Here is a 23986-nt window from a genome sequence, read left to right on the forward strand (position 1 = left end):
GTGCGCAACCTGCTCCTGTCGCTACTCGCGGCGGCATTGATGTCCGCCGCCGGGCAGGCGCATCAACCGGCATTGTTCGCGGACCGGATGCAGGGCGACCTTGCCCCGGTCCACGATCCCGCGATCATCAGCGACGGGGACAGCTTCTATGTGTTCAGCACCAGCCAGGAAGGCGAGCCGCCCGGGCTGATCCATATCCGCACCTCGAAGGATCTCGTCACCTGGACTCGCGCGGGCGCGGTGTTCGATGCGATCCCGGACTGGGCGAAGCGAGAGGTGCCCAAGGCCAGGGGCGTGTGGGCGCCCGACGTGCGGTTCGCGAACGGCGAATACCGGCTCTATTATGCGATCTCGTCCTTTGGCGAGAATCATTCGGCGATCGGTCTCGCGACGAGCCCGACGCTCGATCCGGCCAGGCCGGGCTATGGCTGGAAGGATCGCGGCGCGGTGCTCGTCTCGACTCTCCGGGACGACTACAACGCCATCGATCCCGCCGCGTTCGTCGATCGCGACGGCAAGGCGTGGCTCGCGTTCGGCAGCTTCTGGACCGGGCTCAAGATGATCCGCCTCGACTCCGCGACGGGCAAACCGTCGGCGGAGGACAGGATCGTCCACGACCTTGCACGGCGCCCGTCGCCCGGTGCGGTCGAAGCGCCGTTCCTGATCGACCATGGCGGCTATTATTATCTCTTCGCCAGCTACGACTTTTGCTGCCGCGGCGCGGCCAGCAGCTATTACACTGTTGTCGGTCGGTCGAAGGACGTGACCGGCCCTTATCTCGACGCGGACGGCAAGCCGATGACCAGGGGCTTCGGGCAGATCGTGCTGCACGGCCAGCTCGACGCGACGAAACGCTGGCGCGGCCCCGGTGGCGTCTCGATCCTGCGCGAAGGCGGGCGCGACCTGATCGCATGGCACGCCTATGATGCGAAGAAGAAGGGCGTGCCGACGTTACGCATCGCGCCGATCGCCTGGACGGCCGATGGCTGGCCCGTCGTTCGCCAATGACTGATGGAAGGACCCGGTCGTGAAGCTCACCCGCCGCACTCTCCTGGCCGCCGCCGCAGCCGCCCCGATCGCGGGTACAGCGTTCGCGCGGCGACCTGCACGAAGCGTGATCACCAACCCGCTGGTGCGCAATCGCGCCGACGCGCAGGTTTTCCGCCATACCGACGGCTTCTATTACATGACCGGCTCCGTACCCGAATATGACCGCCTCGTCCTGCGCCGGTCGCGAACGCTTGCCGGACTCGCCACGGCTCCGGAACGGGTGCTCTGGCGGCATCTTGCCAATGGGCCGATGTCCGGCTTCATCTGGGCGCCCGAGCTCCACCTGATCGGGGGGCAATGGATCATGTATTTCGCCGCGGGCCCAAGCGGCGGCGGCGAGGACGTGTTCCGGATCCGCACCTATGCGGTCGCCTGCGACGGCAACGACCCGATGACAGGCGGCTGGGCGGTGATTGGCCAGCTCCAGACGCCGTGGGACAGCTTCAATCTCGATTCGACGAGTTTCGTCCATCGCGGCACGCGCTACCTGTGCTGGGCGCAACGCGAACCGGGAATCGAGACCAATTCGAACCTCTATCTCGCACCGCTCAAAACCCCGCTGACACTGGCGGCGCCCCCCGTGCGGCTGTCGGTGCCCACGCTCGACTGGGAAATCCAGGGGTTCAAGGTGAATGAAGCGCCGGCGATGCTCGCGCGCAACGGCCGGGTGTTCCTGACCTATTCGGCGAGCGCCACGGATTCGCGCTATTGCATGGGCATGCTCACTGCCGACGCCAGGGCAGACCTGATGCGCGCAAACTCCTGGGCCAAATCCCAGGTGCCGGTCTTCTCCACCTCGCCCGAACATCATATTTACGGTCCGGGGCACAACAGCTTCACCGTCGATGAGCAGGGGCGCGACATGCTGGTCTACCATGCGCGCGATTATGACAAGATCGTCGGCGACCCATTGTTCGACCCCAATCGCCATACGCGCGTCCAGCCGATCGCCTATCGCGCCGACGGCACGCCCGATTTCGGCCAGCCGCGCGCGAACGGGCCGTTGCGCCGATGATCGATCGCACCGCACGGTGCCGAACCGTACCGGTTGCGTCCCGCTACCTGAAATGGGCCCTGCTGGCCGCCGTCGCGATCGCCGTGGCGCCCATGCAGGCCCCGGCCCGACCCGTCCCGGCCCTTGACGCGCACCGCATCGCGGTCGAGCGGTTCGGTAACGATGCGCCCTGGTATGAGGAACGCATTCCGTTTCTCGAAACCTCCGATCCGATGCTCGACGCGGTCTATTATTATCGCTGGTCGGTGTTTCGTGCCCATCAACGCGATCTCGGCGCACCGGGCTATATCACGACCGAGTTCCTGGATGATGTCGGCTGGCAGCGCGAGCCCTATGCGAGCCTGAATGACGCGACCGGCTTCCACCTGGCGGAAGGCCGGTGGCTGCGCGACCGGCGCTTTGCCGCGGACTATATCGATTACATGTATCAGGACGGCAACGACCGTCACTTTTCGGACTATATGGCGGACGCCGTGTGGAGCCGCTATCTCGTCGATGGCGATCGGACCGAGGCACTCCGCCATCTGGGCGCGATGCGGTTGCTCTATGGCCAGTGGAGCGACCGGCTCGACCGGAGCAAGGGGCTGTACTGGATCGAGCCGCTGCTCGATGCGACGGAATACACCATCGCCTCGATCGACGCGTCAGGCGGCAAGGACGGCTTTACCGGGGGCAATGCGTTCCGCCCCTCGATCAACAGCTATATGTTCGCCAATGCCCGCGCCCTTTCGCGGCTCACCGCGCTGGCTGGAGACCCCGATGTCTCGGTCGACTATGCCGCGCGCGCGGTGGCGATCAAGACGCGCGTTCAGGAAGATCTGTGGAGCCCCGCGCTCACGCATTTCATCGATCGCTTCAAGGTCGACAACGAGCATGTGAAATATTGGCAGCCCATCCGTGGGCGCGAGCTGGTCGGCTATGTCCCCTGGGCGTTCGACCTGCCCGATGACGATGTCGCTTATGCCGCGGCATGGCGGCACCTTCTCTCGCCGCAGGAACTCGGCGGCCCCGCGGGCCTGCGCACGGTAGAACCCAGTTACGACTATTATATGCGGCAATATCGCTACGAGGGCGCGCGTCCCGAATGCCAGTGGAACGGGCCGGTCTGGCCGTTCCAGACCACGCAGGTGCTCGCGGGCATGATCAATCTGCTCGATCATTATCACCAGTCGGTCGTGACGCGGGGCGATTTCCTGCGCCTGCTCAGGCAATATGCCGCGCTTCACTATCAGGACGGCAGACTGGATCTCGAGGAGGATTATGATCCCGCGACGGGCAAGCCGATCGTCGGGCTGGCGCGGAGCCATCATTATTTCCATTCAGGCTTCAACGATCTGATCCTGACCGGCGTGGTGGGCATCAGGCCGCGCGCCGACGACATGCTCGAGATCAATCCGCTGCTGCCGGCGACCGGCGATCCCCAGGCGCTGCACTGGTTTCGCGCGGAGAGGATACCCTATCATGGCCATCTGGTGTCGGTGACATGGGACGTGGACGGCGCGCATTTTGGCAGAGGGCCGGGCTTGCGCGTCGCGGTCGACGGCCGGGAGGTCGCCGCCCGGCCGACGCTCGGGCGCATCACGCTACCCGTGGCGCGGCTGGCGCCGCCGCGGATCGATCGGCCAGTCAACCGGGCGGTTCAACTGGTCAGGGGTGCGTTTCCCAGGCCAGGCGCGTCCGGGAACATGGATGCGGAATCGCTTCACGACGCGGTCGATGGCCGCATCTGGTATTTTCCCGAAATGCCGAACGGCTGGACGTCGCCGAAAGACAGCGCAACGCCGTGGTTCACTATCGACTTCGGGAAGGCGCTGGAGGTGTCGCGCGCCGAACTGGCCTTTGCCGCGGGAAATGGCGTTGTCGCGCCGCTTGATTACACCGTCGAACGGTGGACCGGAACGGGATGGCGGGCCCTGGACGCAGACAAGCAGGCGCCGCGCGGGAACGGCGTGACGCATGTCGCCTGGCCGTCCGTTGCAACCGACAGGATCAGGGTTTCTTTCCGGGTGCCGCGGAACGAAGCGATGCGGCTGGTCGAGCTGAAGATATTCTAGGCCTGCCCGGATCAGGCTCCGGCGCCGAGCTGCTCCTCCAGCCAGTCGTTGGTGATGCAGTCGATCACCAGATGGACCCGGTCGGTCGTACCGCGATTGGCGACGCTGTGCGGGTCCGACAGGCGCAGATACCAGGCGCTGCCCGGCTCCATCACGACGGGCACCCGGTTGACCATGAATTCGACCTGCGGGTTGGTGGTGATCGGGACATGGATGCGCGCGGTGCCCCATTCGGCGGCCAGGTCGTAGTCGAAATGCTCCTTGATGATCGATCCCGGGGTGAGCCGCATCAATCGCACCGTCTGGAGACCGCACTGGAACCAGTCGATCGCGGCACGGATGGCGGGTGCCGCATCGAGCAATGGGCTATAGGCATAGTCCGTGACGGAGGGGTCCGAATACGCCTGGAGGATCGGATGCGTGGCGCTCGCCGAGTAGCGCAGCGGCAGCACGCTCCAGTCGCCCTCGTAATTCTGCGTCACGAAATGATCGACCCAGGTCGCCCCGGCGATCCGCTGCAAATCCTCGGCCAGCCGATCGCCGTCGAAGGTGACGGGCAGGCGCACCCGATCGGCGTAGATCAAGGGCGATTGGCTCTGCATTATTAGCATGATAGGCAAATCATCCAGCGCGGGCGCGACGCCCGTTTCCGGATCAGCCTATCGGCCGCGGGGGCGGTTGGAAAGAAGTCGTTCGCGGTCCTTCATGACAGACACCAGCCTTCTCGACGCGGCCGCACCGATCGACCGCTTTCGCGCCCTGTTGATGGCCGATCCCGCGCTCCAGCAACGACTGAGCGCGATCAGCGACCAGAATCTGTTCGTCGACGCGCTGGTCGCCGCCGCTGCGGATCTGGGCATTGCGATCCAACGGGACGAGGCCCATGCGGCGCTGAAACCAGATCCGCTCGGCATCTGGCGCTTCAGCGGCGCGCCGGTCACCAGCCAGACGGCGCCCGACGGCGACTGGTTGCCGGTCGCGATCGTACCGAGCGGCGGTACGCTGGCGGTGGACTGGGTCCATTTCGCCGGACGTCCGCTGTCGGATTCCTTCTTCGAGGATTCGCTGCGCCGGGCGCGCTATCTTCCGCTCAACCGGCTCGTGCGTCCTCGCACGCCGCTTCAGACGCTTGGCGCGCCGGACGGCGTGGACCTGCGGGCGCCGGCGGGCTTCGTTTTCCACCAGTCGCGCTGCGGATCGACCCTGGTCGCGCAGATGCTCGCGGCCGATCCCCGCAACGTCGTCATATCGGAGGCGGCGGCGATCGATTCGATCGTGCAACTCGCGGCGGCGCGGACCGATGTGCCGACCGAGCAGCGCGTTGCCCTGCTGCGCATGATCGTCGGCACGCTCGGCCGGGACCGGCTGGACGGCGGCGGGCAGTATGTCGTCAAGCTCGACAGCTGGCACACGTTGGCGCTGCCGCTGTTCCGGCTCGCCTTTCCCGATACGCCCTGGATCTTCCTGTATCGCGATCCGGTCGAGATCCTGGTGTCGCACGCGCATATGGCCGGGGCGCAGACCGTCCCCGGCGCGATGCCCTTCGAACCCTATGGCATTGAGAACGCGGCGGAGATGCTGCCGGACGATTACGCCGCCCGGGCACTCGGGCGGACCGCCGCGGCGGTGATCGAGCATCTCGGCCTGGGCGGCGGCATGCTGGTCAACTATGCCGAACTGCCCGATGCCGTCGAGACACGGATCCTCCCGCATTTCGGCATTGTCCCCGACGAGCAGGCACGGGCCGCACTGGCGGCGGCGTCCACGCGCAATGCCAAGGCGCCGTCCGAACGGTTCGCGCGGGACAGCGACAAGAAGCAGCAGGCGGCGAACGACGCGCTTCGCGCCAATGCGGTGCTCCATATGGACGAGCCCTATCGCCTTCTCGAAGGGCTTCGCCACGCCGGCGAAAAATGAGCGCGATCTTCGGCATCGTCCGCTTCGACGGTGAGTCCGCATCCGCGCGCGAACTCGATCGGATGGGCAAAATCCTCGCCCATCGCGGCCCCGACGGCAGACGCGCGGTGGTCGACGGCGCTGCCGGGCTGGGCCATTGCCTGCTTCGCGTGAACCGTGAGGACTGGTCCGAGGCCCAGCCCATCCAGGACGGCGGACTGACCCTCGTCGCCGATTTACGGCTCGACAATCGCGAAGTGCTGGCGGAACGCATCGGCATCGCCGCCGACATGCTGCGCGATATGCCCGACAGCGAGGTGCTGCTCGCCGCCTATCGGCGTTGGGGCGAGGCATGCGTTGAACACCTGCTCGGCGACTTCGTCTTCGCGATCTGGGACGCGCGGGCGCGTTCGCTGTTGATCGGCCGCGACCCGATGGGTCAGCGCGGCCTGTACTTCCACCATGGCGAGGGCTTCTTCGCCTTTGCCAGCGAAGTGAAAGCGCTTTGGGCGGTGGAAGGCGTGCCGCGCCGACTTTCGGACCTGGGCATTGCCCAGCGCGTGCTCGGGCCGCTCGATCCTAACCCGGGCAGCACGATCTACGAATCGATCAGTATCGTCGGCGGGGGCACTTCATTGCGCCTTAACCCGGACGGGACCGTGTCGACGCGCCGTTATTGGGAACCCCATGCCGCGCCGGAACATCTCGGCCGCGACGAGGCATATTATGTCGACGCGTATCGAGACGTGGTGACCGAGGCAGTGGCGTGCCGCGTCCGCCGGCTGGCTCACGCGCCCGGGCTCTGCTTCAGCGGCGGGTTCGACAGCGGCAGCATCGCGGCGATTGCCGGCCCGATCGTTGCGGCGCAGGGTCGCCGCATTGTCGCGATTGCTTCGGTTCTGGACCAGGGCGAGCGCCGGCTGGTCAGCGACGCCCGCGCCGCGGTCGAGGCCTTCCGACCCTATCCCTATCTCGATCTCCATTATTATGTCCGGGGGGAAGAGGGGGTGTTCAGCGACATCGAGACCAGCTTCGCGATGACCGACGAGAATGCCGGAACGCCCTATGTCCGGCGCGGTCTGCTCCGCATCGCGGCCTCCGCGGGCGCTCGGCTTGTGCTCGACGGGCATGGTGGCGACTATACCGTCAACACGAATGGCAAGGCGATGCTCGGGCGAATCCTGCGCCGCGGCAAGCTGGGGCGCTTCGTGCAGGAGTTTCGCCTGCGCGTCCGGGTGGCGGGGCGCACCTGGCAGCAGGTCGTGCGTCACGATGTCCTGCCGGCGTTCCGCCTTTCACCGGCATCTCGCTTAGGACAACTCCTGTACCGGCCGACGCCGGCCTGGCGTATCCGCCCGGTCAATCCGACTTTCGCCAGGGCAATGTTCGCGGCCGGCGCCATCAACCCGGCGCGCTTACGCAATGACCGGGTACCACATTATCGTTGGCGTGCCTTCTGCCTGCACCATCTGCGCAAGGTGGCCGCGATGCAGCCGACTCACCCGACCCTGGCGGCGGCGCATGGTCTGGATTTCTCGCGTCCCTTCCACGACAGGCGTGTGGTGGAACTTGGCCTGGCCATCCCGGAGTCACTGGAGTTCCGGGACGGCCTTGAACGCCATCTGGCGCGCCGCGTTTTCGCCGACATCCTGCCGGCGCAACTGGTGGCGCGCGGGCCCGGCAATGATGCCGAGGACCCCGACATGTTTCGCATGGCGAAGGAGAGCGCGCCCGCCGCGCTCGCCGAGGCGCGGCGGCTGGATCGCGACGGGAGGATATCCCGCTATCTTGATCTCGACAGGATCGAAACGATGCTGTCCCAGGCGGACGAGGCTCGGAAGCCGGGACACGCGGCGGTATACACTGCAGCTCGGGCGACAGCCCTTGCGCGCTTCATCGCCTGGTTTGACTCGAGCAACCGATGACGGGAGAGGCCGCGCGGCCGGTTCGCGCCGAGAATTATGGCCTGAAGATCAGGATCCGTAGGGGCCTGAAAAGGTCGTGCTGCCGTCCGGCGGATTATCACCCACATGAGCCTCGGCGTTCTGGGCCACCGATACGATGACGCGCGGCGTCGACCAGGGCTTGCGCGACTCCGTCTCGATAACATCCATCGAGGCTTCCGACAGGTCGATAGGCGTGATTGACGTCATGACGAAAGATACCCCCCATGGCGCATTTGCACCGTACAGCTAATCATCCGACTATGACAGAACCGAAAATATCGCGCAACAGGGCGGACCCAAGCTGTCGTGCCTATTGTGCGATTCTAAGGTCCGATTCGGGCGTAGTCGCGATATCCTAAATATATACTTGTGCTTGATCATGCGGTTAGCAGCCACTCTTCGGCCGACAAGAAGCAGAGCCGACTTTGGCTGCTATTTGCTATTGAGTCTTTGGGAGGCACGGTTACAACCGCCGGGTCAACACTCGGGGGGCCTGGTGCTGCTTGACGCTGCGCCCTCTGAAGAACGCGTGAGGGGCTGCCATGACGCAACCATTTATCGGCGAGATCAGGTTCTTTGGGTTCAATTTTCCGCCGCGTGGATGGGCAAGCTGCGCCGGACAGCTTCTTTCGATCCAGCAAAACCAGGCGCTGTTCTCGTTGCTCGGCACCACGTATGGCGGCAACGGCGTCCAGACCTTCCAGCTTCCCGATCTGCGCTCCAGGACCCCGATCGGCGTGGGCAATAACGGCCCGTTTGGGAGCTATGCTCTAGGTCAGATCTCCGGCCAGGAGAATGTGACCCTGCTCATAACGCAGATTCCGCAGCACAATCATTTCCTGGTGGGTACCACGATGACCGCCACGCACCGGCCGCCGATCGGGCGTACCCTGGGCGCGGATACGTCCGACACCGTCGATTTCTATGCGTCCGGCGGCACGCCAGTACCGCTTGATCCTGCTTCGGTCGCGACAGCGGGCGGCAGTCAGCCGCACAGCAATTTGCAGCCCTATACCACGCTGAATGCCTCCATCGCGCTCCAGGGGCGGTTCCCGTCACGGAATTGAGGTTTGTGAAGCGCGGCAGAACGGCACGGAGGACGAAATGAGCAATCCCTTTCTTGGTGAAATCAGAATGTTTGCGGGCAATTTCAACCCGCGCGGCTGGGCTTTCTGCGCGGGGCAACTGCTGCCTATCGCGCAGAACGATGCGCTCTATGCCTTGCTCGGAACGACTTATGGCGGCGATGGCATCACTACCTTCGGCCTTCCCGACATGCGCGGGCGCCTGCCGATCAACCAGGGCCAGGGGCCAGGCCTTTCAAACTATGTCATCGGTCAGATGGCGGGAACCGAAACCGTTACACTGGCGGTGACGCAGATGCCCGCCCACAGCCACTCGCTTTCTGCGACGACCGCGACGGCAAATCAGCCCGCACCCACCAACACGTCGTTCCCGGCCACGCTCGTCGGCACCGCCGAGATTTACGCGATCCCCGGGGCGAATCCGCTCAAGCAGGGTGCGTTGAACCCCAACAGCATCAGCGCGACAGGTGGCAGCCAGCCGCACAATAATTTGATGCCGATCATGGCCATCAACTTTATCATTGCGCTGGAAGGCGTTTTCCCCAGCCGCAACTAATTCGGAGAGAGACCGTGACGGCACCATATATTGGCGAGATCAGGATCTTTGCTTTCAACTTCCCACCGGTGGGCTGGGCATTCGCGGCGGGGCAGATCCTCCCTATCCAGCAGAACACTGCCTTGTTTTCCCTCCTTGGCACTACCTATGGCGGCAATGGCACGTCGAACTTCGCCTTGCCGAACATGATCGGTATCGCGCCGGTCGGCCAGGGTAACGGCCCGGGGCTCTCTCCCTATGTACTGGGCGAAGTCGCCGGCACGACGACGGAAACGCTCCTGACGACCGAGATGCCGGCCCACAATCATGGCGTGACGTTCGCCTCGCCTAATCCTTCGAACCAGGCGCAGACAGTGGGAACTCCGGCGAGCAACGCCTTTCTTTCGGCTTCGGGACCTGGCTTCGCCTATACGGCTCCTCCGATAACGCCCGGGACGCTGGTAAACTTCGCGCCAACGGCGATCGGTTTCAACGGCGGCAACCTGCCGCATGAAAACCGACAGCCCTATTTGACGCTGAATTACTGCGTCGCGCTGCGAGGCATTTTCCCGCCGCGCAACTGATCGGACTGATTCGGTGACACAGGACAAGGGGCCGTCGGCATTCGTCCTGCCGGCGGCCCTGCTTGCAGAAGGCTATCGTCTGCGTCCGGAGACGGAAGACGACACCGTCTTCCTGATGCAGCTCTTCGCTACCACACGCATGGCTGAGCTCGAGCAGACGCCGTGGACCGCGGACCAGAAATGGGCGTTCGTTGCGCAGCAGTTCGAGCTGCAGCGGCTGCATTATCGCACCCATTACGCCGATACATGGTTCGATGTGATCGAACAGAACGGCATAGCTGCGGGCAGGTTGTACCTCCAGGAAGTCTCTGGTCAGTTCCGCATCATCGACATCGTGATGATGCCCGAATGGCGCGGCAAGGGCGTCGGGACGGCAATCCTCGAAGCGCTGATGGACACTGCCCGCGCCGCGGGCAAGGACATCGATATCTTCGTCGAGAAGTTCAATCCCGCCCTTGCCTGGTATCGCCGCCTTGGCTTCAGGGAGTTCGAGGATATGGAAGTCTATCTGGAAATGCGCTGGAGCGCCGACGCACCGGTCGCGTGAACGCCGGTCGCGGTGACGACCGGCGAGCGTCGCTCAGTTGAATGTTGCGCAATACTCCACGCCGGTCTCGTTCTCGCCCGTCGGCACGATGAAGATGACGAGATCCCCCATGTCGTCATGGCGGAACTGGTACATGCCTTGCGGCAAGACCTCGCCGGCGCGACGGAACATGAGCTGAAACGGAGGGCGGCTATCCTGCGCACTGGCCTTCAGCGCCTTGGCCTCTTCCAGCACGAGCTCGAGCGGCGGCAGGCCCTCTGCCACGATCGAAAAATTCGTGCCGACATGCGGCTCGAAATCCTCAAATTCCTTCGTTTCGACAACCATGTCCGCCATCTGGCACTCCGCTCGATCCGGCGATCCCCCGCCGTGTGATGATGATTGAGTGCCCCAAGCGCCCAGTACAATCAAGCGGGCGGCAATCGGCCCCAACGTGCGATACAACCGTTTTGGCTGTGCTGGCAGAATCAGACGAAGCAGCCCAATTCGGCGAAATGCGGCGCCACCGGATAGCCGGTGACCTTCACCCCCGCGGCATCGAGCCAGGCATGAGCGTCGATCGGCTTCGCGTCGCTCTTGCCCGCGCCGAAATGCATCACGCTGGCAATGCCGCGCCGGCGCAGCATCGCATGCGCGGCCATCGCCTGTTGCAGGCAGACGGACCGGAACGGCATCCACGGCGCGCTGGCCCGCACCGCCCAGCCGACCTCCTTGGCGATGCGCGCCTGTTCCTCGCCAACACCCTGGGCCTGAATCGCGACGCGCGGATCGTTCGGCGGCACAAAGGCACCGAGCCCCCTGGCGATGCGTCGGAACGGAAAGATCGCCAGCGTCACGCGCGCCGCGAGCATGCTCGCCGACGCTTCGGCCACCAGCAGTTGGCGCCGCGGTCCGAGCGTCAGCGCGGTGCGGAGCTTATGCGTGATCGATCGCGACGGCGCCATGCTTCTCCATCTCCGCCAGAAAACTGCCCACCTCGGCCTCGCAATCCTCGGGCGACACCTCGAACTCGCGCACCAGCGCCGCACAGACCGTGGCGATGTCGGCGGGCGTCTCGATCAGCTCCCAGATGCGCGCGCCGACTTCGTTCATGCCGATATATTTGCCGTGCTCGGGGCTCATCATCATAATCTCGTCGCCCACGCGCGCGCTGAGCCAGTCTCCCTTCCGCTCGATCAACTCGCGATCCTTTCTTCACCCGCACCCGACAATGGATAACCCAACCGTTTCATCATCGCCGCATGGTCGGTCTCGATCCGGGCGACCTGATCCGGCGTGAGTTCATCATGCCATGCGCCTGATACGCCGCGCCGGAAGAAACCGCCACCCGGTCGCGCACGCGGCGCCTCCCGGAATCCGCGTTCGAGTTCCTGCTTCCTGAGTTCGTCGAAATCGGCGAAGCGCGCCGCCTGGGCTGCCTCCTCCGCCGATACGTCGACACCGGCAAAGGCGAGCGCCGTGCGGAAGATGCCGCCCGCGTCGGCCTGGAGATCCTCGTAGCGGACGAGATGGAGCGGCAAGTCGGCCTGGTCGAGCCAGCTGTAGTTATAACCGCTCCAGCCAGGCAATTGCTGGCGAAGCTGGCTGGGCTGCCGATCGCGCTCGCCGCCGAAACTGGCGTCGGCCTTGCTCATGAACAGGATCGAGTCGTCGATCGGCTTCGTACCATGATTGGCCAGGCTCGGCGCGACATCGCGCGGATCGCGCACGATCAGGATCGCGCCGTCAGCCCCTTTCAGCCCACCCAGCAGCGGCTCGCCGTCGCTGGTATAGGTCCAGGCATCATGGGTCTTCATGAAGCGGACGCCGCCGATCGTCGCTTCCCGGTCCTCAGCTTGTTCCTCGCCGCCCTGTGCGATCGACGCATAGACGCGCGGACGCAGCCGGTCGCATTCCTCATGTGTGAGCAGGCCGGACGGAAACAGCATCGCATTGTCGAACCAGGCGCGCGCGCTGGCGATGCCGCCCTGATGGGGCAGGTCGTTGATATCGACCGGCGCGTCCTGCCGCAGGTTCGCGACCAGCAACCGGAACCACGTGTTGCCCGATTTCGGATAGGAGGCTAGCCAGAAATTCTTCTTCAAGCGGCGCGCTCCAGCAGGCCGAGCTCGCGCCAATGTGCCTCGAGCCACTCCATCACCACCGGCATCTGAGTGAAGTCCATCTCGCGCGTCAGCGTGAACACGCCCGCGCGCTGCGAGATGGTTGCCGCTGCCTGAAAATAGAGATCGGCCTGCGCCATGCGCCGGACCATCGCGGGGCGATAGGCATTGTTGCGCACCATCAGCCCGCCATCGACGATGTTGGGCCGGGCGATCCCCGGCACGTGCGGCGGGCGCGCCTCGCGCAGCACATAGATGGCCGACAGCGGCAGCGCGGCGGCGGTCGCGGCGCGCGGCTCGACATAATATTTCTGGATCGCCGGCCGCACCGGCGCGGCGCGGCGGGCGTTCAGCGAGAGCCGTTCGATCGAATTCTGCCACAGCTTCAGCTGCCGCCCGTCCGGCTCGACCCAGGGCGTGCCGCCGGCATCGGTCGCGATGCCGCAGAAATCATCGGTGACCAGATCGTATCCGGCATCGACAAGGGCGGCCGCGAGAGTCGATTTGCCCGCGCCGGAGGGGCCGCAGAACAGCACCGCGGAATCGCGCACACGCACCGCGCTCGCATGCAGCACGATGCGACCGCGCTGGTGCAGCAGGATGCCGAATCCCGTACTGCTGATGAAGATCGTGGCTTCTTCGATCGAGCTGCCGTCCGCCAGCGCGAACAGAATCTCGCGTCCGCCGGTCAGCAGGATCCGCACCACGCCCGGAATGTCGAACAGGAACCGGTCCCCGGAGATCTGCCAGTTCACCCCGCTGGTCTCGGCATCGGCGAGCGCCGAGGGCACGTCACCGGCGCGGATCGTAACGTCGGCACCCTGGAGGGTGTCCGGTTCCAGCGCGATCAGGCCCGGCAGAGCGAGCTCGCTGGCGACGTTAAGCCCCGAAACCAGATAGGAAAACAAAAGCGCACCCCTGACATCTCGTCGGCGGGACAATGGCCGCGGCGACACGGCACGCGTTCTGATCGATAGCTGCCCGCGCCGCAACCATTGGACAGCGATTTTGCCGAGTCACGCCGGGGCAAATACTGGCGCGCCGCCGCGTGCTGCGGCATGGAGGCGCGATGAACCCGATCTACGCGTCGCTCGGCACCACCATCTTCGAGGCCATGTCGGCCCGCGCGCGGGAGACCGGCGCGATCAATCTCGGCCAGGGCTTCCCGGATGGCCGCGGGCCGGAGGACGTCCTTGCCGAGGCGGCCCGGGCGCTTCTCGAGGATTCGAACCAGTATCCGCCGATGCCCGGCACCGCGGCGCTGCGCCAGGCGGTTGCCGATCATTATGCCGTGCATCAGGGCCTCGATCTCGTTTCCCAGGAAGTGATCGTCACCTCGGGTGCGACTGAGGCACTGGCCGCCGCGATCCTCGCACTGGTCGCGCCGGGCGACGAAGTGGTGATGTTCCAGCCGCTCTACGACGCCTATCTCCCTCTGGTCGAACGTGCCGGCGGCGTGGCGAAGCTGGTCCGGCTCGAACCGCCCGCATGGCGGATCACCGCCGAGGCGCTGGCCGCCGTTTCCGGACCCCGCACGAAACTGCTGATCCTCAACAATCCGCTCAACCCCACTGCCACGATGATGACGGAGGCGGAGTTGTCGCTGCTCGCCGAGTTCTGCGTGAGCCATGATGCGATCGCGATCTGCGACGAGGTGTGGGAGCATGTCGTGTTCGACGGCGCCGCGCACCGCCCGCTGATCGCCTATCCCGGCATGCGCGAGCGGACGGTCAAGATCGGGTCGGCCGGCAAGATCTTCTCGCTGACCGGCTGGAAAGTCGGCTGGATGTGCGCCGCGCCGCCGATCGCGCAGGTGCTGGCCAAGGCGCACCAGTTCCTCACCTTCACCACCCCGCCCAACCTCCAGACGGGCGCGGCGTACGGGCTGGGCAAGGATCCCGCCTATTTCACCCAGATGCGCGCCGGCTATCAGCGCTCGCGCGACCGCCTCGCCTCGGGCCTGGAAAAGCTCGGCTATGCCGTGCTGCCCAGCGCGGCGACCTATTTCCTCGCGATCGACCTGCCGCGCTCGGGCGTGAACATGGATGATGTCACCTTCTGCAACTGGCTGATCGAGGAGGCCGGGGTGGTGTCGGTGCCGTTCTCGGCCTTTTACGCGAAGGATGCGGTGACGAGCGTGGTGCGGCTGTGCTTCGCCAAGCAGGATGCGACGCTGGATGCTGCGCTGGAGCGGATGGTCAGGCGACCGTGAGCATTTCGGCGCGGACTTTTGTCATGCCCCTATCGCATTTTGCGCACCGACATGATGTGACGACTATAAATAAATACTTATTTATCAGTTTATTACCTGAGATGCGGAAATCGGCCTTCTGTTGGAAAGAGTGACATTAATCGTCCACTTTTTCCAACAGACCACGCTCGGTGAGGTAGCCGGTGACCAGCCGCGCCGGCGTCACGTCGAAGGCTGGATTGGCTGCGCCTGACGCCGTCACGCGGATGCTGCCGCCTTCGCCCGTGACATGAGTCACCTCGTCGGCGCTGCGTTCCTCGATCGGGATGTCGGCGCCGGTGGCCGTCCCCGCATCGAAGGTCGTATAGGGCAGCGCCACATAGAAGGGCACGTCATTGTCCTTCGCCGCCAGCGCCTTCAGATACGTCCCGATCTTGTTGCACACATCGCCATTGGCGGTGACCCGGTCGGTACCGACGATCACGGCATCGACCTGACCCTGCATCATCAGATGCCCGCCGGCATTGTCGGCGATCACCGTATGCGGCACGCCGTGCCCGGCCAGCTCGAACGCAGTGAGCAGGGCGCCTTGGTTGCGCGGGCGCGTCTCGTCGACCCAGACATGCACCGGGATGCCGGCATCGTGCGCAAGGTAGATCGGCGCGGTCGCGGTGCCGTAATCGACCGTCGCCAGCCAGCCGGCATTGCAATGCGTCAGGATGTTGAGCGGACGATCCGGATTCTTTGCGTGCAGCGCACGGAACAGGTCGAGCCCATGCTCCCCGATCGCGCGGTTGAGCTCGACATCCTCGTCGCAGATCGCGTCGGCGCGGGCGAAGGCAGCGGCGGCGCGCTCGGCCGGGGGCAGGGGGCGCACCGTCTCGACCAGTTTGTCGAGCGCCCAGCGCAGATTGACCGCGGTCGGCCGCGCGGCGAGCAGGGTCGCATAGGCCTTATCGAGCGCCGCGTCCGATCCATCCTCGGCCAGTGCCATCGCCAGGCCATAGGCCGCGGTCGCCCCGATCAGCGGCGCCCCGCGCGTCCACATCTCGCGGATCGCGCGTTCGGCTTCCGCGGCGCTGCGCAGCTCGACCCAGACGATCTTCCACGGTAGTTCGCGCTGATCCATGATGCAGGCGCCGCGCCCGTCCCCGGTGCGCCGGATCGATCGCTGATGCGCGCCGTCGAGCTTCATGCTGTGATATCCCCGAAGTCTGCGATGTCGCCCGTGCCGCCGTCGCGATCGATCAGCAGCGCCTGCATGCCGGCCGCTCGCGCGGCGGCGATCTCCTGCGGCGTGTCCGACAGGAACAATATCTCGCCCGGTTCGAACCCGATCGCATCCGCGATCGCGGTATAGGACGCTGCTTCGCGCTTCGGCCCGGTGGTCGTGTCGAAATAGCCGGAGAAGAGCGGCGTCAGGTCGCCCGCGTCGCTATGCCCGAACAGCAGTTTCTGCGCCGCGACCGACCCCGAGGAAAAGACGTGGAGCGCGATCCCCGCCGCGTGCCAGCGCCGGAGCGCCGCCACCGCATCGGCATAGATATGCCCGGTAAACGCACCCTCGCGGTACCCATCCTCCCAGATCATGCCCTGCAGCGTCTTGAGCGGCGTCGCCTTGCGGTCCTCGTCGATCCAGCGCGTCAGGGTCGCGACCGGATCGCCCGGTTCGGTCGCCGCCACCTCGGCGAGGATCGGCGCGGCCGCATCGGGGTGGGCCGCGACGAATGCCGGCAGCCGCTCGCGCGCATAGGGAAACAGCGTCTCCGCCACGAAAGCGATGCTCGAGGTGGTGCCCTCGATATCCGTCAGAATCGCGCGCGGCATTCAGGCGAGAGCAGGTTCGTGGCGCGGAAAGCGATCGGCGATGCTGTCGCCCGTGAAGCTCGCGACCCAGCCGTCCGGATTGACGAACAGCCGGATCGCGGTGAAGCGCGGGGCAGGGCCCATGTCGAACCAGTGCTTCATGCCGGCGGGCACCGAGATCAGATCGCCTTTGGTGCACAGCATGTTGAACACCCGCCCGCCCTCATGCAGCGTGAACAGCCCCTCGCCATCGACGAAGAAGCGTACTTCGTCCTCGCCATGGGTATGTTCCGACAGGAATTTCCCGCGCAGCGTCGCGCGGTCGGGATGGTCGGGCGCGAGCGCCACCACGTCGACCGACTGGTAACCGGCCTCGGCCTTCAGCGTCTCGATCTCCGGCGCATAGACCTCGAGGATCGCCGCTGCATCGGGCAGGGGACGCGTCGGCCAGCGCTCGAACCGCACCCCGATCGTGGCCAGCTCGGCGGCGATCGTCTCGCCGTCCGATGTGTCGAGCAGCGGGGCGGTGCCGTCCTGCTCGTCGAATATCTGCAAATGGCTCATGCTTCGCTCCCTCTGCGGAAACCCGCCTCGGCCAGCTCGGCGGCGATCATCCATTCGACCGCCTCGATCACCCGCTCCGCCTCGGCCATGTCGCGGCCCCAGCCGTACAGGCCGTGGCTGCGGATAAGATAGGCCGGCACCGCGCCCGGCGCCAGCAGGCGCGGCGCCATCGCGGCATCGATCACCGCCATGTCCTGGCTGTTGTCGACGATCGGCAGGCTGATGCGCGCCTCGTGCGTCAGGATGCCCGGCAACGCCTTCAGCATCTCGTGCCCGGCAAGCGTGTAACCGTGGAGATCGGGAAACGCCCGGCTCAGCCCGACCGCAGCGGGCGAATGGCTGTGCAGCACGGCGCCCGCATCGGGAAAGTCGCGATAGAGCGCGAGGTGCAGCGCGGTTTCGGCCGATGGCTTCTTGCCGTCGAGCGACGCGCCGGCCGCGTCGACGCGCATCACGTCGTCCTCGGTCAGCCGCCCCTTGTGCCGGCCCGACACGGTCACCGCGAAGCTGCCATCGTCCAGCCGCATCGAATAATTGCCGGCGGTCGCGGGGGCCCAGCCCTTGCCGTCGAGCCAGCGCCCGACCGCGACGATCGCAGCCCTTGCGTCAAGCATGCCGACCGCCATGGACGCGCGTCCCTCAAGGAAAAAATGGAGCGGGTAGCGGGAATCGAACCCGCGTATTCAGCTTGGAAGGCTGCTGCACTACCATTGTGCTATACCCGCGCTGAGGGCGAATTACCGGCAAGGGCCGGCGGGCGCAAGCGCCCTAAAAGCGCATCTCGTCATAGACCTTCGAGACGTCGCCGCCCCAGGGCCCATGATATTTGTCGAGCAGCACCTGCGCCGGCACCTTGCCCGAGCGTACGATCTCGCGCAGCGGATCGAGGAAGCCCGTCTCGTTGCTGCCCGAGGCGTCGAAGCGCGCGCGCGCCGCAAGGCCGCCATTGGCGATGTCGAGCACTTCGCCGGCGATATCGCGCAGCTTGCCGCCCCCGGGGATCGGCGCGTCGAGCGCCAGCTTCGGCACCGCATCGCGCAGCGCCTGGCGCTCCTCGATCGTCCAGTTTTTCACCACGTCCCACGCCGCATCGAGCGCGGTACCGTCATAGAGCAGGCCGACCCACAGAGCGGGCAGGGCGCAGATCCGGCCCCACGGCCCGCCGTCCGCGCCGCGCATCTCGAGAAAGGTCTTCAGCCGCACCTCGGGAAAGGCGGTGGAGAGATGATCGTTCCAGTCGTCGAGCGAGGGCAGCTCGCCCGGCAGCACCGACAGCTCGCCCTTCAGGAAATCGCGGAAGCTCAGCCCCGCCGCGTCGATGTACCGGCCGTCGCGGTAGACAAAGTACATCGGCACATCGAGCGCGTACTCGGTGTAGCGATCGTAGCCGAAGCCGTCCTCGAACACGAAGGGCAGCATGCCGGTGCGTGCCGGATCGGTGTCCGACCAGATATGGCTGCGATAGCTGAGCATGCCGTTGGGCTTGCCCTCGGTGAAGGGCGAATTGGCGAACAATGCCGTCGCCAGCGGCTGCAGCGCGAGCCCGACCCGGAACTTCTTCGCCATGTCGGCTTCGGTCTCGTAATCGAGATTGACCTGGATCGTGCAGGTCCGAAGCATCATGTCGAGGCCCATCGTGCCGACGCGCGGCATGTGCCGCAGCATGATCGCGTAGCGGCCCTTGGGCATGATCGGCAGCTCGGCGCGGGTCTTGTCCGGCCACATGCCCATGCCGAGGAAGCCGATGCCGAACTTGTCGCCGATCGCCTTCACCTGTTCCAGGTGGCGGCCGGTCTCGGCGCAGGTCTCGTGCAGATTGTCGAGCGGCGCGCCGGAGAGCTCGAACTGGCCGGCGGGCTCCAGGCTGATCGCGCCGTCGGGCCCGGCGAGCGCGATGACCTTGCCGCCTTCCTCGACCGGACGCCATCCGAACTCGGTCAGCCCGTCGAGCAGATCGCGGATGCCGCCGGGCTCGTCATAGCTCGGCGCATGATGGTCGGAGAGGGAATAGACGAACTTCTCGTGCTCGGTGCCGATCCGCCAGCGATCGACCGGCTTCTCGCCCCGGGCGAAACTCTGGACGAGCTGGTCGCGGTGTTCGATGACCGCTGCGTTGCTCTTTGAAACGGTCTTCGTGCTCATGGCGGCGCTTTAGCGAGGGCGACGGTCCGACGCTAGAGGGACCAGTCCCCCGCCGCCGCCATCCACAGGCTCACCGCCGCCGCCGCCGCGGTATCGGCCCGCAGGATGCGCGGCCCCAGCCCGATCCCGACCGCCTCGGGCAAGGCCCGAATCGCCTCGCGCTCCTCCGCGTCGAACCCGCCCTCGGGCCCGATCAGGATCGCCGCCGGCCCCTGGTGCGCCCGCATCGCCTCCAGCGCGGGCACGCCGCCGGTCTCGTCGGCGAAGAACAGCGCCCGCCCCGCTGGCCAGTCGCGCAGCAAAGCCGGAAGCTTCACCGTCTCGGCCAGGTCCGGCACCGCGGTCCGCCCGCATTGTTCGGCCGCCTCGATCATATGCGCGCGCAGCCGGTCGAGGTTGAGCCGGTCGACCACCGTGCGGCGGGTCAGCACCGGCACCAGCCGCGCCGTGCCCAGCTCGCAGGCCTTTTCCGCCATCCAGTCGATCCGCCCTTTCTTCAGCGGCGCGACGCACAGCCACAGATCGGGCACTGGCTCGCGCTCGCGCAGATGCGCGGTCACGTCGAGCAGCAGGTCGCGCTTGCCGACGGTCGCGGCAATGCCCAGCCATTCGCCGCTCTCGCCGTCGAACAGCTTGACCGGGTCGCCCGGTTTCGTGCGCATCACCGACAGCAGATAATGTGCCTGCGCACCCTCGACGCGCAGCTGCGCGCCCTCGCGAAGCGGCGTCTCGACGAAGAGTCGCGGAGTCGATTGCGGCGGCCAGGCGGGGGTTGCGGGCATGATGGGCATCACTAGCCCCCGTCGCTTCTTCCGTCACCCCGGGGTGTGTTCTGTAATATCCCCTATCATGATATGCTTTCAGTAATAGGCGGGAGAGAATGCATGAAAGCGTCGTCGTTTGCCGTGCTCGTCACTGCTATGGCTCTTGGCGGTTGCGGGCCTCGAGTCGATGGGACCACGCACGCGCCGTCTGGCCGATACGCCGGCGTCGGCCTTTATCCTGCCGACCGCACCTGGACCAAGATGAGCGCGGCGGACAAACCTGCCGACAAGGCGACCGCGACCGTCTCGGACGATCAGATCGTCATCGTGATCGTCGACAGCAACACCGGCGAACTCCGCCAGTGTGGCAATATGTCGGGATATTGCATCGGCATGAATCCCTGGACGCGACAACTTGGCAAGTCGCAGGCTGTGCCCATTTCCGTCGTCGAACATGCCCCGGAAAAGCCCGTCGATCGCCCCGCCTCCGCGTCGAACGAGGCAGCTCCGGCCGAAACTGACGAGGCGCCATCACGCTAAGACGGATTGCCGCCCGCGCCCGCGGGGCTACAGACAGGCCATGACCCTTGCGCCCGAGATCGTCCCCGACACCGAGCATCGCGGCTTTGTCGGGCTCCTGCCGCCCATGGCCCGTCCCTATGCGCTGCTTGCCCGGTTCGACCGGCCGATCGGCTGGTGGCTGCTCTACTGGCCCTGTGCCTGGGGCGTGGCGCTGTCGGGCAACCGGCTGGGCGACTGGTGGCTGCTGCTGTGGCTGCTGATCGGCGCGATCGCGATGCGCGGCGCGGGCTGCGTCTATAACGACATCACGGACCGCGAGCTGGACGCGAGCGTCGAGCGCACCCGCAACCGCCCGTTACCGAGCGGCCGCGTGTCCGTGCGCGCGGCGTGGATCTGGCTGCTGGTGCTTGTCGCGATCGGTTTCGCGGTGTGGTGGCACATCAACCTCTACGCCAAGGGGCTGGCGCTGCTGACCCTGCCGATCGTCGCAATCTATCCCTTCATGAAACGGATCACCTGGTGGCCGCAGCTCTGGCTCGGGCTGGTGTTCGGCTCGGGCGCGGTGGTCGGTTTCGCGGCCGCCGAACCGACGATGTTCGAGATGCGCTGGTGGAATCTCGTCGCTGCGATGGTCCTGCTCTATGCCGGCACGATCGCCTGGGTGGTCGGCTACGACACCATCTATGCGATCCAGGACAAGGAGGATGACACGCTGGTCGGCATCCGCTCGTCCGCGCGCCGCATGGGCAGCCGCGTACGCGAGGGCGTGGCGATCCTTTATCTGCTCGCGCTCGGTTTCTGGGCGGCGTCCTTCTGGCAGGTCCGGCCCGATCCGCTCGCGCTGCTCGCCCTGCTCCCGGTCGCGCTCCATTTCGCCTGGCAGGTCGCGACGCTCAGCGCGAATGACGGCGACAACGCATTGGCGCGATTCCGCTCGAACCGATTCGCCGGTTTCCTCGTCTTTGTCGCCTGTTTTGTCGTGGGCGTATCGTCAGCGCTTTGACCTTCGCGGCGGTCCTCCCTAAGTCCGCTCGATGCTTACTCCAGATCAGGCGCGAGACCGCGCTCAGGACATCGTCGCCCGCGCCAAGGCCGCCGGAGCCGACGCCGCCGATGCCGTGTTCGTCGACGATACCTCGCTCGACGTGTCGATCCGCCTCGGCGCGCTCGAGGATGTCGGCCGTTCCGAAAATGCCGAGCTTGGGCTGCGCGTGTTCGTCGGCCGCCGTTCGGCCAGCGTCTCCACCTCGGACCTGTCGTCCGCCGCGATCACCACGCTCGCCGAACGCGCTGTCGCCATGGCGCGCGAGGCGCCCGAGGATGCCTGGGCCGGCCTCGCGCCGGAGAATCGTCTGCTGCACGGCGCCCCGCCGCAGCTCGATCTCGACGATGGCGGTATTGTCTCGCCCGAGGCGCTGAAGGAAGCCGCGCTCGCCGCCGAGGATGCGGCGCGTGCCGTCGCGGGCGTGTCGAACAGCGAAGGCGGCGGCGCCAGCGCGTCGCGTTCGGTCTGGGCGCTCGCCACCAGCCACGGATTCGCCGGCGCCTATGCCGCGACCGGCTATGGCCTGTCGGCCAGCGTGCTTGCCGGATCGGGCGGCGACATGGTCCGCGACTATGCCCATCATTCCGCCCGCCATCGGCACAAGCTGGAGGACGCGCTGTCGATCGGCACGCGCGCCGGCGAGCGTGCGGTCGCCCGGCTCAACCCCGGCCGGCTCGCCAGCGGCGCGATGCCGGTGGTGTTCGATCCGCGCGTCGGATCGAGCATGCTCGGCCATCTGGTCGGCGCGATCTCCGGGCAGGCGATCTCGCGCAAGACCAGCTTTCTGCTCGACGCGCTCGGCACCCAGATATTTTCGAGCGGCGTCACCATCTGCGACGACCCGCACCGGCCGCAGGGCCTGCGCTCGCGCCCGTTCGACGGCGAGGGCCTCCCCGTGTCGCCCGTCGAGTTCGTCTCGCACGGCATGCTCGAAACCTGGCTGCTCGACAGCGCCTCCGCCCGTCAGCTCGGGCTGGAGCCGACCGGCCATGCCAGTCGCGGTGCCGGCGGCAGCCCGGGCGTGTCGACCAGCAACATGCATATGTGCGCCGGCGCGATGCCGCCCGAGACGCTGATCGCCGACATCAAACGCGGCGTGTTCGTGACGGAGTTGATCGGCATGGGCGTCAATGGCGTGACCGGCGACTACAGCCGCGGCGCGGCCGGTTTCCTGATCGAGGACGGCGAGATCACGACGCCCGTCGCCGAATTCACCATCGCGGGCAATCTGAAGGACATGTTCCTCAACCTCACCCCCGCAAATGATCTCGAATTCCGCTACGGCACCAACGTGCCGACTCTGCGCATCGAGGGCATGACGGTGGCGAGTGGCTGATCGCCCCGGCACCGGGGATCTGGCCGACGCCATTGCGGCAATCGCTGCCGAAGCCGGCGCGGTGGCGCTGGCCAAGTGGCGCACCGAATTCCGGCAATGGGAAAAGAGCCCGGGCAATCCGGTGTGCGAGGTCGATCTGGAGGTCGACGCGCTGCTGCACCAACGCCTCTCGGCGCTGGTGCCCGATGCCGGCTGGCTGTCGGAGGAGACGGTCGACAATGCCGATCGCCTGTCCCAGTCGCGCCTGTGGGTGGTCGATCCGATCGACGGCACCCGCGATTATGTGCGCGGGCGGGAAGGCTGGGCCGTCTCGATCGCGCTGGTCGAGGATGGCCAGCCGCTGATCGGCGTGCTCGACGCGCCAGCGCGGGGCGAGATCTGGCGGGCCGAGGCAGGCAAGGGCGCGACGCTCAACGGTTTCCCGATCCGCGCCGGCAACCGGGCGGTCTTCTCCGGCGCGCGCGTGCCGACCGATACCTTGCCCAAAGTCGACAGCGATCTGGTCGCGGTGGCCAAGCCCAATTCGATCGCGCTCCGCATCGCGATGGTCGCGGCGGGCGAGGCGGATCTCGTGGCGACCTTGCGCTGGGGCTATGAATGGGATGTCGCCGCCGCCGTGCTGATCGCGGCCGAGGCGGGGGCCACGGTCAGCGACGCGTTCGGCAAGCCGCTGTTTTTCAATACTCCCAGCGCGCAGGCGTTCGGCGTGCTGGCGACGACTCCGGGCATCCATGCCGCCGCGGTCGACCGCCTGGCCGATCGAGCGAAGACGCTGGCCATCAAATAATCCCCCAGCAGGGGA

At 66.2% G+C, this 23986-nt stretch carries 26 protein-coding genes, 1 tRNA gene and 1 pseudogene; 14 read left to right on the top strand and 14 right to left on the bottom strand.

Features of this window, described 5'->3' with window-relative positions; translation table 11 throughout:
- The 3 genes and pseudogenes from ACZ1I5_RS01830 to ACZ1I5_RS01840 all read left to right on the top strand — a co-directional run bounded on the left by ACZ1I5_RS01830 (window position 1) and on the right by ACZ1I5_RS01840 (window position 4119).
- Window positions 1-1008, top strand: coding sequence for an arabinan endo-1,5-alpha-L-arabinosidase (locus tag ACZ1I5_RS01830; RefSeq protein ID WP_465172045.1), 1008 nt, complete (start codon window positions 1-3; stop codon window positions 1006-1008).
- A gap of 19 nt (window positions 1009-1027) precedes the next feature.
- A pseudogene (locus ACZ1I5_RS01835) lies at window positions 1028-2056 on the top strand (glycoside hydrolase family 43 protein); the annotation flags it as partial.
- Window positions 2057-2061: 5 nt separating this feature from the next.
- Entirely contained in the window at window positions 2062-4119 is a 2058-nt protein-coding gene (locus ACZ1I5_RS01840; protein ID WP_465172046.1) for an MGH1-like glycoside hydrolase domain-containing protein, read from the top strand.
- Between the two features lie 11 nt (window positions 4120-4130).
- On the opposite strand, the gene ACZ1I5_RS01845 is transcribed toward ACZ1I5_RS01840, so the two are convergent.
- Window positions 4131-4721 (bottom strand): aspartyl/asparaginyl beta-hydroxylase domain-containing protein, encoded by a 591-nt coding sequence (locus ACZ1I5_RS01845; protein WP_465172047.1) that lies wholly within the window; start codon window positions 4719-4721, stop codon window positions 4131-4133.
- 103 nt (window positions 4722-4824) lie between these two features.
- Here ACZ1I5_RS01845 and ACZ1I5_RS01850 point away from each other — a divergent pair, with 103 nt between their 5' ends.
- Window positions 4825-6036 (top strand): hypothetical protein, encoded by a 1212-nt coding sequence (locus ACZ1I5_RS01850; protein ID WP_465172048.1) that lies wholly within the window; start codon window positions 4825-4827, stop codon window positions 6034-6036.
- Window positions 6033-7940, top strand: a complete 1908-nt coding sequence (locus tag ACZ1I5_RS01855) for an asparagine synthase-related protein (protein ID WP_465172049.1) — start codon at window positions 6033-6035, stop codon at window positions 7938-7940. The genes ACZ1I5_RS01850 and ACZ1I5_RS01855 overlap by 4 nt, the downstream gene beginning before the upstream one ends.
- A 48-nt stretch (window positions 7941-7988) precedes the next feature.
- Here ACZ1I5_RS01855 and ACZ1I5_RS01860 read toward each other — a convergent pair whose 3' ends face one another.
- Window positions 7989-8168, bottom strand: a complete 180-nt coding sequence (locus ACZ1I5_RS01860) for a hypothetical protein (RefSeq protein WP_465172050.1) — start codon at window positions 8166-8168, stop codon at window positions 7989-7991.
- 335 nt (window positions 8169-8503) lie between these two features.
- Here ACZ1I5_RS01860 and ACZ1I5_RS01865 point away from each other — a divergent pair, with 335 nt between their 5' ends.
- Genes ACZ1I5_RS01865 through ACZ1I5_RS01880 form a run of 4 tightly spaced genes read left to right on the top strand, consistent with a single transcriptional unit; the run spans window position 8504 to window position 10712 of the window.
- Window positions 8504-9028 carry a phage tail protein gene (locus ACZ1I5_RS01865; protein ID WP_465172051.1) on the top strand — a complete coding sequence of 175 codons (525 nt, stop codon included), beginning with the start codon at window positions 8504-8506 and terminating at the stop codon, window positions 9026-9028.
- A gap of 37 nt (window positions 9029-9065) precedes the next feature.
- Window positions 9066-9602 (top strand): phage tail protein, encoded by a 537-nt coding sequence (locus ACZ1I5_RS01870; RefSeq protein ID WP_465172052.1) that lies wholly within the window; start codon window positions 9066-9068, stop codon window positions 9600-9602.
- 14 nt (window positions 9603-9616) lie between these two features.
- Window positions 9617-10165: a phage tail protein gene (locus ACZ1I5_RS01875; protein WP_465172053.1), complete on the top strand. Its 549-nt coding sequence runs from the start codon at window positions 9617-9619 to the stop codon at window positions 10163-10165.
- A 13-nt stretch (window positions 10166-10178) separates the two neighbouring features.
- Entirely contained in the window at window positions 10179-10712 is a 534-nt protein-coding gene (locus ACZ1I5_RS01880) for a GNAT family N-acetyltransferase (RefSeq protein ID WP_465172054.1), read from the top strand.
- A gap of 33 nt (window positions 10713-10745) precedes the next feature.
- Here ACZ1I5_RS01880 and ACZ1I5_RS01885 read toward each other — a convergent pair whose 3' ends face one another.
- The 5 genes from ACZ1I5_RS01885 to ACZ1I5_RS01905 all read right to left on the bottom strand — a co-directional run bounded on the left by ACZ1I5_RS01885 (window position 10746) and on the right by ACZ1I5_RS01905 (window position 13722).
- Window positions 10746-11048, bottom strand: coding sequence for a DUF6916 family protein (locus ACZ1I5_RS01885; protein ID WP_465172055.1), 303 nt, complete (start codon window positions 11046-11048; stop codon window positions 10746-10748).
- A gap of 131 nt (window positions 11049-11179) precedes the next feature.
- Window positions 11180-11656, bottom strand: coding sequence for a lasso peptide biosynthesis B2 protein (locus ACZ1I5_RS01890; RefSeq protein WP_465172056.1), 477 nt, complete (start codon window positions 11654-11656; stop codon window positions 11180-11182).
- On the bottom strand, window positions 11628-11891 hold the full coding sequence (locus ACZ1I5_RS01895; protein WP_465172057.1) for a PqqD family protein: 264 nt from the start codon (window positions 11889-11891) through the stop codon (window positions 11628-11630). Before ACZ1I5_RS01895 ends, ACZ1I5_RS01890 begins: the two co-directional genes overlap by 29 nt.
- On the bottom strand, window positions 11888-12796 hold the full coding sequence (locus tag ACZ1I5_RS01900; protein ID WP_465172058.1) for a sulfotransferase domain-containing protein: 909 nt from the start codon (window positions 12794-12796) through the stop codon (window positions 11888-11890). The genes ACZ1I5_RS01895 and ACZ1I5_RS01900 overlap by 4 nt, the downstream gene beginning before the upstream one ends.
- Window positions 12793-13722: a hypothetical protein gene (locus tag ACZ1I5_RS01905; RefSeq protein WP_465172059.1), complete on the bottom strand. Its 930-nt coding sequence runs from the start codon at window positions 13720-13722 to the stop codon at window positions 12793-12795. Before ACZ1I5_RS01905 ends, ACZ1I5_RS01900 begins: the two co-directional genes overlap by 4 nt.
- 161 nt (window positions 13723-13883) lie before the next feature.
- On the opposite strand from ACZ1I5_RS01905, the gene ACZ1I5_RS01910 reads away from it, so the two are divergent.
- Window positions 13884-15026 (top strand): aminotransferase, encoded by a 1143-nt coding sequence (locus tag ACZ1I5_RS01910; protein ID WP_465172060.1) that lies wholly within the window; start codon window positions 13884-13886, stop codon window positions 15024-15026.
- Between the two features lie 136 nt (window positions 15027-15162).
- Here ACZ1I5_RS01910 and mtnA read toward each other — a convergent pair whose 3' ends face one another.
- From mtnA to ACZ1I5_RS01945, 7 genes are all read right to left on the bottom strand, one after another.
- Window positions 15163-16200, bottom strand: coding sequence for an S-methyl-5-thioribose-1-phosphate isomerase (mtnA, locus tag ACZ1I5_RS01915; RefSeq protein ID WP_465172061.1), 1038 nt, complete (start codon window positions 16198-16200; stop codon window positions 15163-15165).
- Window positions 16197-16832: an acireductone synthase gene (gene mtnC, locus ACZ1I5_RS01920; protein WP_465172062.1), complete on the bottom strand. Its 636-nt coding sequence runs from the start codon at window positions 16830-16832 to the stop codon at window positions 16197-16199. The genes mtnA and mtnC overlap by 4 nt, the downstream gene beginning before the upstream one ends.
- Window positions 16833-17375: a 1,2-dihydroxy-3-keto-5-methylthiopentene dioxygenase gene (locus ACZ1I5_RS01925; RefSeq protein WP_465172063.1), complete on the bottom strand. Its 543-nt coding sequence runs from the start codon at window positions 17373-17375 to the stop codon at window positions 16833-16835.
- On the bottom strand, window positions 17372-17989 hold the full coding sequence (gene mtnB, locus ACZ1I5_RS01930) for a methylthioribulose 1-phosphate dehydratase (protein WP_465172064.1): 618 nt from the start codon (window positions 17987-17989) through the stop codon (window positions 17372-17374). Before mtnB ends, ACZ1I5_RS01925 begins: the two co-directional genes overlap by 4 nt.
- Before the next feature lie 37 nt (window positions 17990-18026).
- A tRNA-Gly gene (locus ACZ1I5_RS01935) sits at window positions 18027-18100 on the bottom strand.
- Window positions 18101-18143: 43 nt separating this feature from the next.
- Window positions 18144-19517 (bottom strand): glutamate--cysteine ligase, encoded by a 1374-nt coding sequence (locus tag ACZ1I5_RS01940; protein ID WP_465172065.1) that lies wholly within the window; start codon window positions 19515-19517, stop codon window positions 18144-18146.
- 32 nt (window positions 19518-19549) lie between these two features.
- Window positions 19550-20299 carry a 16S rRNA (uracil(1498)-N(3))-methyltransferase gene (locus tag ACZ1I5_RS01945; protein WP_465172066.1) on the bottom strand — a complete coding sequence of 250 codons (750 nt, stop codon included), beginning with the start codon at window positions 20297-20299 and terminating at the stop codon, window positions 19550-19552.
- A 102-nt stretch (window positions 20300-20401) separates the two neighbouring features.
- Between ACZ1I5_RS01945 and ACZ1I5_RS01950 the strand changes: the two genes are divergently transcribed.
- The 4 genes from ACZ1I5_RS01950 to ACZ1I5_RS01965 are packed head-to-tail and all read left to right on the top strand — an operon-like array spanning window position 20402 to window position 23971.
- Window positions 20402-20821, top strand: a complete 420-nt coding sequence (locus ACZ1I5_RS01950) for a hypothetical protein (RefSeq protein ID WP_465172067.1) — start codon at window positions 20402-20404, stop codon at window positions 20819-20821.
- 40 nt (window positions 20822-20861) lie between these two features.
- Window positions 20862-21806, top strand: a complete 945-nt coding sequence (gene ubiA, locus ACZ1I5_RS01955; protein WP_465172068.1) for a 4-hydroxybenzoate octaprenyltransferase — start codon at window positions 20862-20864, stop codon at window positions 21804-21806.
- Between the two features lie 31 nt (window positions 21807-21837).
- Window positions 21838-23184 (top strand): TldD/PmbA family protein, encoded by a 1347-nt coding sequence (locus tag ACZ1I5_RS01960; RefSeq protein WP_465172069.1) that lies wholly within the window; start codon window positions 21838-21840, stop codon window positions 23182-23184.
- Window positions 23177-23971, top strand: a complete 795-nt coding sequence (locus ACZ1I5_RS01965) for a 3'(2'),5'-bisphosphate nucleotidase CysQ (RefSeq protein ID WP_465172070.1) — start codon at window positions 23177-23179, stop codon at window positions 23969-23971. The genes ACZ1I5_RS01960 and ACZ1I5_RS01965 overlap by 8 nt, the downstream gene beginning before the upstream one ends.
- Window positions 23972-23986: the final 15 nt, after the last annotated feature.

It is taken from the genome of Sphingomonas sp. BL-S-30, assembly GCF_055521475.1.

Coding starts and splice junctions, on each gene's coding strand:
- ACZ1I5_RS01840 (WP_465172046.1), top strand. CDS start 2,062: ATGATCGATCGCACCGCACGGTGCCGAACCGTACCGGTTGCGTCCCGC.
- ACZ1I5_RS01845 (WP_465172047.1), bottom strand. CDS start 4,721: ATGCAGAGCCAATCGCCCTTGATCTACGCCGATCGGGTGCGCCTGCCC.
- ACZ1I5_RS01850 (WP_465172048.1), top strand. CDS start 4,825: ATGACAGACACCAGCCTTCTCGACGCGGCCGCACCGATCGACCGCTTT.
- ACZ1I5_RS01855 (WP_465172049.1), top strand. CDS start 6,033: ATGAGCGCGATCTTCGGCATCGTCCGCTTCGACGGTGAGTCCGCATCC.
- ACZ1I5_RS01860 (WP_465172050.1), bottom strand. CDS start 8,168: ATGACGTCAATCACGCCTATCGACCTGTCGGAAGCCTCGATGGATGTT.
- ACZ1I5_RS01865 (WP_465172051.1), top strand. CDS start 8,504: ATGACGCAACCATTTATCGGCGAGATCAGGTTCTTTGGGTTCAATTTT.
- ACZ1I5_RS01870 (WP_465172052.1), top strand. CDS start 9,066: ATGAGCAATCCCTTTCTTGGTGAAATCAGAATGTTTGCGGGCAATTTC.
- ACZ1I5_RS01885 (WP_465172055.1), bottom strand. CDS start 11,048: ATGGCGGACATGGTTGTCGAAACGAAGGAATTTGAGGATTTCGAGCCG.
- ACZ1I5_RS01890 (WP_465172056.1), bottom strand. CDS start 11,656: ATGGCGCCGTCGCGATCGATCACGCATAAGCTCCGCACCGCGCTGACG.
- ACZ1I5_RS01910 (WP_465172060.1), top strand. CDS start 13,884: ATGAACCCGATCTACGCGTCGCTCGGCACCACCATCTTCGAGGCCATG.
- mtnA (WP_465172061.1), bottom strand. CDS start 16,200: ATGAAGCTCGACGGCGCGCATCAGCGATCGATCCGGCGCACCGGGGAC.
- mtnC (WP_465172062.1), bottom strand. CDS start 16,832: ATGCCGCGCGCGATTCTGACGGATATCGAGGGCACCACCTCGAGCATC.
- ACZ1I5_RS01925 (WP_465172063.1), bottom strand. CDS start 17,375: ATGAGCCATTTGCAGATATTCGACGAGCAGGACGGCACCGCCCCGCTG.
- mtnB (WP_465172064.1), bottom strand. CDS start 17,989: ATGCTTGACGCAAGGGCTGCGATCGTCGCGGTCGGGCGCTGGCTCGAC.
- ACZ1I5_RS01940 (WP_465172065.1), bottom strand. CDS start 19,517: ATGAGCACGAAGACCGTTTCAAAGAGCAACGCAGCGGTCATCGAACAC.
- ACZ1I5_RS01945 (WP_465172066.1), bottom strand. CDS start 20,299: ATGCCCGCAACCCCCGCCTGGCCGCCGCAATCGACTCCGCGACTCTTC.
- ACZ1I5_RS01950 (WP_465172067.1), top strand. CDS start 20,402: ATGAAAGCGTCGTCGTTTGCCGTGCTCGTCACTGCTATGGCTCTTGGC.
- ubiA (WP_465172068.1), top strand. CDS start 20,862: ATGACCCTTGCGCCCGAGATCGTCCCCGACACCGAGCATCGCGGCTTT.
- ACZ1I5_RS01960 (WP_465172069.1), top strand. CDS start 21,838: ATGCTTACTCCAGATCAGGCGCGAGACCGCGCTCAGGACATCGTCGCC.